Source organism: Breoghania sp. (assembly GCF_030066895.1).
GTDB lineage: Bacteria > Pseudomonadota > Alphaproteobacteria > Rhizobiales > Stappiaceae > Breoghania.
Map to the genome: position 1 here is coordinate 1 of NZ_JASJAV010000042.1, position 11279 is coordinate 11279.

The following is an 11279-nucleotide window of genomic DNA, read 5'->3' on the forward strand; positions in this document are numbered from 1 at the left end:
GTTTTTGACAAAACCCTATCTGAAAATTATTATTCCGAACACCTTTTTTCCCTGTTTTTAAACCTTAAAAACCTCATAATGGAACGAGAAATCAAGGATTTAAAATTTCTTCCACACTATTTTATTATCCAGTATTTGAAACTTCTTGGGGTTTATTCGGAGGCCGGGAGTTCGTCTGATTTTGAAGTTTCAAAAGCCCCAAACCTCAGCAAGTTTTTTCAAAAACAAATTGAAGTATTGGAAGATTTAGATGATTTTTCTTTGCTTCATAAGCGAGAACGTAAATCATTGTTATATCAATTAATGACTCTTTTGGAAGAACAGGTTGATGTGAGAGGGAAAATTATTTCGCATGAAATTTTTGAGAAAATTTTTTAGGTCTGTGGTCTTTTGGGGCGTTGAACGTTACTTTTGGGTTGCTTTCTGCTTGCTGTCTTTGGTCTGGTTCAACGAGTTTGAACTGCAACAAAACGCTCCTGTCATAAACCAATGGTTCATATTTTTTTCGGGGCTTAGTGCCTATACGTATTTGAGGCTTCCGGTGTTTTTTTCGGGCTTAAAGCAAAAAAAGTTGGGCTTTGTTCCTTTTTTGATATTTAGTTCGTCGGTTTCGTTTTTTTTGTTTTTATTGCTTGATAGAAACGCTCAAATCTGGTCCATTATTGGTGTTCCGTTTATTCTTTTATACAAAATTCCAACCCCGTATCGGGTATTAGGAATAAAGAAAATTCCATTTCTGAAAATTTTTGTTATTGCTCTGGTATGGAGCATTTGGGTTGTTCCTGTGGCTTTTGGCTTGGGCTTTTCCAATATTTTTTGGACAAGACCATTTGTGGCAATGTTTTGTTTTTGTTTTGCCATTACCATTCCTTTTGACATCCGCGATATTGATATTGACAGAAAAAATAAGGTCAAAACCATTCCTCACCTCATTGGCATCAGAGCCAGTATTTTCCTCAGCCTGTTGTTCATTTTCCTCTCTCTGCTTCTTTTTGACCTGGATTGGGATTATCGGTTTGTTTTTATGATTTTCATTTTTCCGATTATTGCCCTATCGGGAAAACGGCGGAAAAATGCTTTTTATTTCAGTTTTTGCGTTGAGGGGCTTTCTTTTTTGTTATACTGTCTCAAGTTCATATTTTCTGAGTGAATAACCTCAAGAATCAATTGTTCAATTATATTATCCGTATATCTGCATCAATAATAATCCTATTTTTTCTTCTTAATTCCCACAAACCCCCGAAGCCGTAGGGTCAAAATTGCCGTTAGTCTCTGTCGTGCCATCGTACAGCCTAATGAACAAACCTTGCGTAGCGTTTTTTAAGGTTATTAAAGCGTCTAAACATTGAAAATCTTCGGGTATCCATAAGCCCCTTTCATCTGAGGTATTTCTAAACTCTGTAGTTGGTAAAATAAGCGTGCTTAAAGGATTGTTATAACAACGAAGAAGTGTCAAACGAGTATCCGACACGTCGAGAGCCGTAAGTTGATTAGAATGAGCATTAAGCCAGAATAAACGAACATTGTTAGACAGGTCTAAAGCCGTAAGCTGATTGGATTGACATTCAAGTTCCTCTAAACTTGTATTCTGAGAAATGTTTAAAGCCGTAAGTTGATTACCGCCACAAGAAAGGCGCGTCAAACTCGTATTCTGAGACACATTCAAAGTCGCAAGTTGGTTGGACGAACATTGAAGTCTCTCTAAACTCGTATTCTGAGAGACATCTAAATCCGCAAGTTGATTATCTCCACAAGAAAGGGTCGTCAAACTCGTATTCTGAAACACATCGAGAGTCGCAAGTCGATTACCTTCACAAAAAAGGTGCGTCAAACTCATATTCTTAGAGACATCGAGAGTCGCAAGTTGATTATCTCCACAAGAAAGGGTCGTTAAACTGGTATTCTGAGAGACATCGAGAGTAGTAAGTTGGTTATCTCCACAAGAAAGGTTCGTTAAACTCGCATTTTGAGACACATCCAAAGTCGTCAGTTGGTTTTCATTACAACGAAGTAACGCCAAACTCGTATTTTGAGACACATCCAAAGTCGTCAGTTGGTTTTCATTACAACGAAGAGTCGTCAAACTCGTATTTTGAGGGAGATTCAAAGTATTCAATTGGTTTAGAGAACAATCAAGTTCTGTTAAACTTGTATTTTGAGATACGTCGAGAGTCGTCAGTTGGTTAGCGAAACAGTCAAGTATTGTCAAACTTGTAAACCAAGCAATACCTTCTAAGGATTTGATAGGGTTAATAGTGTTATCACTAGGAAAGAGAGATGGCCTTCCGGTTACATCCGTGTGTTCGGGGTCTAAGAGGTCGCCTTCAAAGGCGTTGGGTATTTCATCTTGTAAATGTGCCCTAAAGACATCATCGGGTATATTGGGGGCTACTTGTACTTTCAGGGTGTTGCTGGTTATTAAACTGGGGGCGGTAATGTTTATTTCATAATACCCCACTTTTTTAAAGGTAAGGGTGTTGTTTTCTATGGTGGCATCGCTGTCGGTGGCAGGGTTAAGGGTGGTGCTATCAGTACCATACATAATGGTTAATTCGTAGGTATGGTCGGTATCGTCAGTAAGGGTGGCGGTAATGCCGTTGTCTTTGTCGGCATAGGGCATAAGTAACACGGCATCGGCTATTTTCCCTACAAAGTCTTCTTCAAAGGTGGTTATGTTGGTCAGCCCAAGGGCAACAGTAATACCGCTTTCGGTAAGAGTAACGGTATAGTCTTGGTTACTGCCGTCCTCGGCGGTAACGGTATAGGTTACAGGGTTGGTAAAGTTTTGCGCCGTATCACTAGCGGGGCTTATGGTCGCCTTGTCGCTTATGTTAATGGTGGGTTTTAAGGCGGTTACATCCGTGCCAAAAGGCACGGTAGCAGTAATGGTCGTGCCACTTATGTTGGCGGTTACATCGGTGTCTAAGACATTGTTATTATTGTCGGCTTCAAAGGTAAAACCGGTAATGGCTTTTTCAGAAGATTGGGGCGTGTTGTTATCATTACCATTATTATCATCATCGCCCCCACAGGCAACAAAAAATAACGTGCAAAGGATTAAAGCAAAAGTTCTCATACGATTTGGGTTTAAAAATGGGATTGTTATTTTTCTTTTAAAAATTCGGGACAAAGTTAATACTCTTTTGCTCATATAAACCGTTATAAAAAAAAGATAAAATTTTTAGATATTTTAACCGATATTCAGAATTTTGCTTCCCTATTTATATCAATAATAATTTCTATGAAAAAATGGGTGTACTACTCCCCAAAAATTAGACCAGTAGCTAAGTAGATAAAAAATTATATTTTAGCACTATGAAAACCCAAAGACAGAGGCGGAGATTTACCTCAGAAATTAAGGCAAAAGTAGTTCTTTCTAAGATTTAAAGAGCAAGAGACTTTGGTCATTTTAAGCGCGTTTCGGTGTTCACAGTAACCAAATTCTTAAATGGAAAAAGGAGTTTTTGGAGCATATTGGGGCACCTTTTGAACGAAAAAAAGAGTTCGCAGAACTTGAAAAAAAGCAGGATATATTGCTCAAAAAAGTGGGACAACTGGAATTAGAAAAAGACTTTCTAAAAAAAAACTTAGAAAAGATAGACCTGTAAAACAACGCAAAGAGATGATAGAAAAAGACAATAATGACATCAGTATGAGAGTTCAATGTGAATTATTATCGCTCAACAGAAGTCTTTTATATAGAGGGCATAAAGGAGAAAAAGCACAAAACATAAAGCTGATGCAGTTGATTGATGTCCATCATTTGGAACACCCCTACAAAGGCGTTCTTCAGATGCAGGATTATCTCATTTCGGAGGGCTACAAGGTAAATATAAAGCGAGTAAGAAGGCTGATGAGAAGGATGGGTATTGAAACACACTATCCGAAGAAAAACCTTTCAAAATTGGGCATTCGGGCGTATATTCATCCGTATTTATTGCGAGAGAAAAAGATAGAGAGGGCTAATCAAGTTTGGGCGATAGACATCAGCTATATTCCCATGAAACGCGGGTTTATGTATTTGACAGCGGTTATAGATTGGCACAGCCGGTATGTTTTGGGTTTTGATGTATCTAACACCTTAGAGGCTGATAATCAGACAGGTTTGATAGAAAGGCTGATAAACAAGTATGGAAAACCAAAAATCATCAATTCTGATCAAGGAAGCCAATACACTTCTCAAACGTGGGTGGGGTGTTTAAAGGGCTATGATATACAAATATCCATGGACGGGAAAGGCAGAGCGACTGATAATGCGGTAATAGAACGATTCTTCCGAACCATAAAACAGGAATGTATTTATATTACTCCGACTGATAATGTCCAAGAATTAAAAACACAAATAGAACAATATGTGAACTATTACAACCATGAAAGAACCCATCAGGGAATTGGGCGAGAAATTCCCAAAAATTTATATCATTTTAAAAATAAAACATCACCTAAAAATCTAAAATTAGTGGTCTAACAAATGGGGAGTAGTACATTGAATATGTAATTGATAATATTAAAATCAGCATTCTTTTCATTTGTCTTGTTTTAATTGCCCATAACGACCCATCTAAACAGAGCTACGCTCGAGGTTTCCGTTTTTATGTCGCAAAGCTACGAATAAAAATGAAAAGAGCAAAAGAACGTGATCAAATCTAAGAGACCTTTGCACTCAAAAGGGAAATTTTTATTTATTTATCTATCTGATAATCATGTGTTTATTGCATATTACAGCATGAAAAACCATCGAGAAATTATGATACTGGAATAAAAAATCGGGCTAAAAAAATTCTGAAAATGACCGCTCAGAGAAAAACAGGAAATAGTGCAAATGTTTCGGAGTATATGATTTTACTTATTGATACACTCGCACATAGTCAATTTCCATGGTTGCCGGGAAAATAGTATCATCTACGCCATTTGCTCCACCCCATGTTCCGCCAACAGCAATATTGAGCAAGAAAAAGAAAGGCTGATTATATGGCCAGTTGTCTTGTGTTTTTGTCGTTGGGTTGTAGGTATAGACCACATTTGAAATTTGGTCAATGTAAAACTTTATTTCATCTGCCGTCCAGATTATACCATAATTGTGAAACTCTTCCTCTGCGGTTTCTAAAGGAAGGTCTCCTTGTTTGTTCACGGTATTTCCACTACTAGACTGAGTATGAAGAGCGATATGCACTAAATTGGGTTTGTAGCTGACATATTCCATAATATCAATTTCGCCACAGAGCGGCCAAGGGGTATGAGAAAAGAAGTTGCTCCCAAGCATCCAAATGGCAGGCCAAAGTCCGTTTCCTTTGTGGGTGGGAAGTTTGGCTCGTATTTCAAATATTCCGTATTGAAATTCTTGAAGTCCGGCAGAAATCATGCGAGTAGAGGTATAGTCTCCTACATTTTGCCCCGCCCCTACTTTTTTGGCAATGATTTTCAGTGTGCCATTACTCACTTCTACATTTTGTCCGTTAGTATAATTTTGCAACTCATGGTTTCCCCAGCCACCATCTCCAGTTTCAAACTTCCAATTGTTTGTATTGACACTTGTGCCATCAAACTCATCTGACCAAGCTAAAGTTTTCCCTTCTTTGGTTTTTATGGGCAGGGTAAGCGTTTTTGTGCTTTTGTTTGATGTCCCATCGGCGTTGGAAACCGTCAGTTCTATGTTATATTCTCCCCCCTGAGAGTATGTGTGTGTTGGGTTTCTCTCCGTTGAGGTTTGACCATCTCCGAAATCCCAATCTGAATGGCTAAAGTTTTCAGAAGCGTTTTGGAAATGGTAGGTAAAAAGGTCATTTTTGTCTTGCTCAAAATGGAAAAAGGATTTCGGATTCCCTTCATTTGTATCAGATTTTGATCCATTGCCTATTGTAAGGGTGGCGGAAGAGCGACTTAGTTTTCCGTTTTTGGTATAAACAGAAAGATTTACACTGTATGTGCCTCCTTCGGAATAGGTATGAGTAGGGCTGTTTTCTGACGAGATTTCATTATCGCCAAAATCCCAATAAGAACTGTCGTGATTTTCAGAAATATTCTCAAAAGTATATTTCAAATAATTATTTGTGTCTTGCAAACTGTTAAATGCCGCTTTAGGGTCTAAGTATTCTTCTTCGCTTGTACTGTCCGAACTCTCATCGCAGGCAAAAAGAAAAAATAAAACAACAAATGGAAACATCGTCTTCATTTTATATATAGTTTTTTGGTTTTATGATTTATCAATGAGCAAATATAATCTCTCCGCCCAACATCAAACACTGTTCGGCAAATGAAAGGGAAACATAATCCATAAAAGAGTCTCACAAATGGGAATAATATACTTAAAAGAACCCACATAAACCGATTAATCCGCTCCATTTCAAATCATTGAAGTATCTTTGCCTACGTTACAGCCTAAGTTCCATAAAGAAAATTCTCATCAGAGGGCAGGAAAAAAAACGATATGCTTTTAATTCTTTTCAGAAAGTATCCTAAAATGACGAGCAATTGCTTAAAGCGTTTGTGTCCTCTCCTCCTCTCTTTTTTCCTTTCTGCCGGCGTTTGGGCCCAAACGTACCCGGTAACGAATAATATTTTTGTTCAGCCGCCGGGGTCTGTTTTTCTCAACGAATATTACAGCCCCTTTCATAATCTGATGAATGTAACGCTGACGCTCAATGATTTCAGTGTTGTTTCGCACGATGTCCACCTGGAAATAACGCTCAAAAGTGCTACATTTTCTGTCAGAACCTCAAAAACTATCTCTGCAAACCCGATAAATCTTGTTCCCGGAGTGCCGAAAATCCTCTCGGCTTCTTCGTTGGAAGCCTATATGGCACCGCGATATTTAGACATTAGCGGCAAGCCACTCGGGTTTTTTGACCGCACCCTCGTTTTGCCCGAAGGGAACTATCAATTTTGTGTTCAGGCGTTTGATTTTCGTCGCCGAACGGTCTCGCTCTCCCAAAAAAGATGTGCCGTTTTGTGGCTCAAACGCTCCTCGCCCCCACGACTGATTATGCCCCGAGACCGGGCCGAAGTTGACCGAGGCATTGCCCCCGTAACCATTTTTCAGTGGCTGCCACGACACAATACCGCCAATTGGGGCTATAGCCGATACCGCTTTGAACTCTACGAATCGCCCGTGCCGGGACGCGACCCCCGAAATGCCGTTTTTAACACCAAACCCATATATACCGAAGAAACCTCGCAGAACCAAATAATCTATGGACCAGACAAGCCGGCACTCCGATTTGGAATGGATTATGCCTGGCGTGTGGTCGTGGTCGGAGAAGGCACCGCCTACAGATTTACCAACCAGGGGGCTACCGAAATATACCGCTTCAAAATCGTGGACAAAAGCCCCATGAACGCCCCACAATTCACGAAAAATGAAGCATTTAGCGCCTCCGAACAACACCTTTACTGGAACGCCGTACCCAAAGCCAAGCACTATGTTTTGGAATATAAAACCACCGACGACGACCTCTGGACCCCCAATATCATTGAAAACAATACCGCTTTTGCCATAGAAAACCTGGACAAAGAAACCGAATATCAGGTCCGTATAAAAGCCGTAAGAAACACCGACAATAAAGAAAGTGCCTATACCTCCGCCACCTTTACCACCATCAGCGAGGCGGAAGAAGAAAGCTGTTCGGAAGCCGATGAAGACCCCAAAATAGAAGAACTTTTGAACCATAAAACCCCGCTTCCGGCCCTGAAAGTCGGCGATGTGGTAACCGTTGGGGGCGATATGAGTATGGATATATTGGAAGTTACGGGCGGAAACGGCATATTTTCCGGCAGAGGGGCGGTCTATGTGCTGTTTTTGAACCTCTATGTGGAGTGCGAGTTTGAGAATATCCGGGTCAACGACCGCTATTTTATGTACAAAGGCGTGGTAAAAGCCATAAGAGAAAGCAATGATTATCAGCAGGAATATGACCAAGTGGAGGCAGACGTTCCAACTTTTGATGTGGAATATTCTTTGACCGAAATGCTGGGCGAGATGCAAAAGGTTCTTTCGGGGCAGTATGGCGAAATAGATGCCGAGACACAAAAACAGGCCGAACAGCTGATGAACGATGCACGAGAAACGCTGCAACTGGAACAAAAAACAGAGCAGAAACGCCAAAAATTAGGAACATTACCCCCAAAAAGCAATGAGGCAAAAGCCCTAAAACAAGAAATAAACCAAGCAGAAAAAGACATCAAAAATCGGAGCAAAGATCTGAACAAGCGGGTAAATGCCATGCGTGAGAAATTGAAGGATCGGGAGCCCGTAAAAACCTCAAGTACGCCGGTATATTTTTCGGCTTTGGAGCCCTTCAACACATTTGATATGTATGAAGACGGAAAAGAGGCGTTTATATCGGAATATGACGTACTTGGATTTTGGGAAGACCCCTATCAGGTGTCCTGGAAAAGCCTCTCTTGGGGCGAAAAAAACCAGGTGGATGTGGGACATCATAACATAGATAGCACCCTGAAATTTGAGACCCATTTGGGGCAGCCCCTAGAGCTCAACGACCGAACCCTGTCGCTCCCGGCAAGTGCGCCCGGCGAGGGGTTTATTTCGGCCTATCGGGTCGACACATCGGGCAAACAGCAACTGACCGGCAAGCTGAATACCGTCATGTATCGCCCAAAAACCATAAAATTATTTCTAATTCATGCCACCAAAAGCAATATGAATCCGGCGTTTTTACGTACTCAGGTTCAGGAGGTGCAAAAAACGCTGAACGACATCTATAGACCTGCGGGCATCTCTTTTGATGTGCAACTTATTGAGCATCAGGAACTGGGAGACGACTTGCCCTATCGGTTAGATAACACCTACGAAAAAAACACAAACCTTATATCGCTCTATCCCAATGAGTTAAAACCGTGGCTGAAACAGATAAAAGACCTGCCGGACTACGACAAGGAGGCGTATTATATGTATTTCGGGGATTCAAAAAGCTACGATGTGGCAGGGTTTATGCCCAAAACCGGCACCGTTGGTTTCTGTTTCAACTGCACGAACCTGAACAGAGACGACCAAAAAACCATTGCCCACGAAATAGGGCACGGGGCCTTTACGCTGGACCACCTGGCCAACAAGCAGACCCCAAACCTGATGAACTACACCAACTCCACCGCCCTGTTCAAACCGCAATGGGATAATATCCAAAATCCATCGGGGCGGTTTAACCTGGATAATGTGCTGCAAGACGTGGAGGAGGGGGAATATACCTCTCTGACGGCGAAGCAGTTCCGTGAATGCTACGATAACCTTTCAAAAACAGAAACCCCTCAATATTTTCTTGATAAAACCACCATTCCGGAACTGGAAATACAAGAAATATCCACCTGCCAGAAAGGGGAACAACTGATAAGGCTTTCATCGGGATTGCTGATTCATGTTTTCACTGATAATGACGGAAAAACCGAATATGAATACTACGATGGGGAAAAGTGGTCTTCGTTCGTTCCGCCAACCGATTGTGCTGTTTGTGAACTGGAATATATTGCCAAAACGGGCTATAATAACGTCTGGAACTTTAAGTTTCAAAACCTTATAGACGACCAAACGCTTTATGAAACAGGGTTTCTTTATGGGGCATTAGACTTTCTTTATGAACACAAAGAAATCATAAACCCCGAAACCTACCGCCAACTCATGGAACTGTCTAAGGTTGATAGTTTATGGCAGAAACTCCAAAATAATATAGAGGCAGAATACGAAAGCATTGCCCAAAAGTGGGGACAAAATGCGGGCTATAAGGGGTATTATTCTGCCAAAGCGCTGATAGCCGGCTATGAGGTTTTTACCCTTTATAAAGCCGTAATCAAAGGGGCGAAAAACATTGGCAAATGGGCCACAAAAGCCAATAAAGTGGTTAAAGGGGGGGCTAGATTTATAGCTCAGTCTGGAGATGAACTGAAAACGTTCTTAAATGGAATTACTGACTTGCCTGCAGGTAAGACTTATAATGGAAACATGTATCGTTATAAAACAACTGGAGCTAGCTATAGTGTTACTGATATCAATCCTACAATGAATCCATTGAGAAACAGATTTAAGAAAGGGTTATACACAAGTAGAAGTAAAAAAGGAAACAGAATGGAAGCCATTGAAAATAATAATAACGGAACCAATGGAGTAACACAATATGAAATAACCAATGTTCAAGTAGATAATTTATTAGACTTAACAGATGAATCAACCATTCAAAAACTAGGGACATCTTTTGCACAAATGAAATTATCTGGAGTTGATAATAAATACGAATATACCCATGTTATCGCAGATTGGGCAAAAAGTAAAGGTTATTCAGGAGTTAGGTTTTACGGTGCACAAGGAGTAGATGAAGTATATGAGAATTTTATCATTTTCGAACAATCTACCGTAAACAATGCCATTATTAATAGTTCAATAGATGATATACCATGGTAAAGAAAGTTAAACTGTATAAAAATAATAAATACATATATGTTCCAATTTCTGAATGGTTTGAAAAGCATTATAAAGAATTGCCTTATGAATCAAGAAGGGATTTTGAGATAATATCAAAAATATTTGAAATCAATACTTTAGATGATTACAAGGAAATATATGATTATTTATGGATTGACTTTAACTATCATAGAATTTTAATTAAATATGAAGAATTAAAAAAAATGAACTTACCTTTTGATGGAGATATTATAAAGTTTATTGCTTTTTTATTTGGCACTAGATACTTTGGGCATATAGGTCATACAACATTTGAAAAATGGTTAAAAGCAAAAGATATTCATCATCCTAATAAAAAAATAGAAAATGAAAATGAAGGCTTTAGCCTTTTAGATGCTGTAAAGTACAAATATGGACAAAATGCGATAAGAAGTAGATTGCTTTCAACTTTAAAACGATTACAATAAATAGTTTGTAAGATGATTAGATAAGAAGAGTTGTACTACTCCCCAAAAATTAGACCAGTATCTAAGTTGATAAAAAATTATATTTTCGCCCCATGAACCCCCAAACCTATAGCAGTAATTTTTCGCCGTTTTTGTTTCAGAAAGCGGATTTTTCCGAAGCACCAACCGTTTCGGAAACCTTTACGCCCCTGCCGGAATTTGAAGCAGAAGCGGGGCGGAACTCTACAACCGGCACGGTTGGGTTTGGTTTTACGGAGACCTCCACTACCCTATTCAAACCGCAATGGGATAATATCCAAAATCCATCGGGGCGGTTTAACTTAGATAATGTGCTGCAAGATGTGGAGGAGGGGGAGTTGGTTACCTCAAAACCGACAAAGGCAGGGACTTATGAGGGACAAAAAGAA

General features: G+C 39.9%; 8 protein-coding genes. 6 read left to right on the forward strand and 2 right to left on the reverse strand.

The annotated features are described in order from the left end of the window. The coding region (locus QNJ43_RS26215) for a hypothetical protein (protein ID WP_300474899.1) at positions 1–378 on the forward strand (378 nt) is incomplete at its 5' end. A gap of 4 nt (positions 379–382) precedes the next feature. Beyond that, positions 383–1150: a UbiA family prenyltransferase gene (locus QNJ43_RS26220; protein ID WP_300474901.1), complete on the forward strand. Its 768-nt coding sequence runs from the start codon at positions 383–385 to the stop codon at positions 1148–1150. 72 nt (positions 1151–1222) lie between these two features. Here QNJ43_RS26220 and QNJ43_RS26225 read toward each other — a convergent pair whose 3' ends face one another. Next, on the reverse strand, positions 1223–3151 hold the full coding sequence (locus QNJ43_RS26225) for a hypothetical protein (protein WP_300474904.1): 1929 nt from the start codon (positions 3149–3151) through the stop codon (positions 1223–1225). 408 nt (positions 3152–3559) lie between these two features. Between QNJ43_RS26225 and QNJ43_RS26230 the strand changes: the two genes are divergently transcribed. Then, the gene (locus QNJ43_RS26230) at positions 3560–4468 is read left to right on the forward strand and encodes an IS3 family transposase (protein WP_300474919.1); all 909 of its coding nucleotides are present in this window, start codon (positions 3560–3562) and stop codon (positions 4466–4468) included. A gap of 378 nt (positions 4469–4846) precedes the next feature. Here the strand turns inward: QNJ43_RS26230 and QNJ43_RS26235 are convergent, their stop codons facing one another. Then, positions 4847–6163 carry a family 16 glycosylhydrolase gene (locus tag QNJ43_RS26235; RefSeq protein WP_300474907.1) on the reverse strand — a complete coding sequence of 439 codons (1317 nt, stop codon included), beginning with the start codon at positions 6161–6163 and terminating at the stop codon, positions 4847–4849. 297 nt (positions 6164–6460) lie between these two features. Here QNJ43_RS26235 and QNJ43_RS26240 point away from each other — a divergent pair, with 297 nt between their 5' ends. From QNJ43_RS26240 to QNJ43_RS26250, 3 genes are all read left to right on the forward strand, one after another. Next, complete coding sequence (locus tag QNJ43_RS26240) at positions 6461–10405, forward strand: hypothetical protein (protein ID WP_300474910.1); 3945 nt, start codon at positions 6461–6463, stop codon at positions 10403–10405. Further along, positions 10399–10872: a hypothetical protein gene (locus QNJ43_RS26245; protein ID WP_300474913.1), complete on the forward strand. Its 474-nt coding sequence runs from the start codon at positions 10399–10401 to the stop codon at positions 10870–10872. The genes QNJ43_RS26240 and QNJ43_RS26245 overlap by 7 nt, the downstream gene beginning before the upstream one ends. 92 nt (positions 10873–10964) lie before the next feature. Then, positions 10965–11279: hypothetical protein (locus tag QNJ43_RS26250; RefSeq protein WP_300474916.1), on the forward strand; the 315-nt coding region annotated here is incomplete at its 3' end.

Coding starts and splice junctions, on each gene's coding strand:
- QNJ43_RS26235 (WP_300474907.1), bottom strand. CDS start 6,163: ATGTTTCCATTTGTTGTTTTATTTTTTCTTTTTGCCTGCGATGAGAGT.
- QNJ43_RS26225 (WP_300474904.1), bottom strand. CDS start 3,151: ATGAGCAAAAGAGTATTAACTTTGTCCCGAATTTTTAAAAGAAAAATA.
- QNJ43_RS26245 (WP_300474913.1), top strand. CDS start 10,399: ATGGTAAAGAAAGTTAAACTGTATAAAAATAATAAATACATATATGTT.
- QNJ43_RS26240 (WP_300474910.1), top strand. CDS start 6,461: ATGACGAGCAATTGCTTAAAGCGTTTGTGTCCTCTCCTCCTCTCTTTT.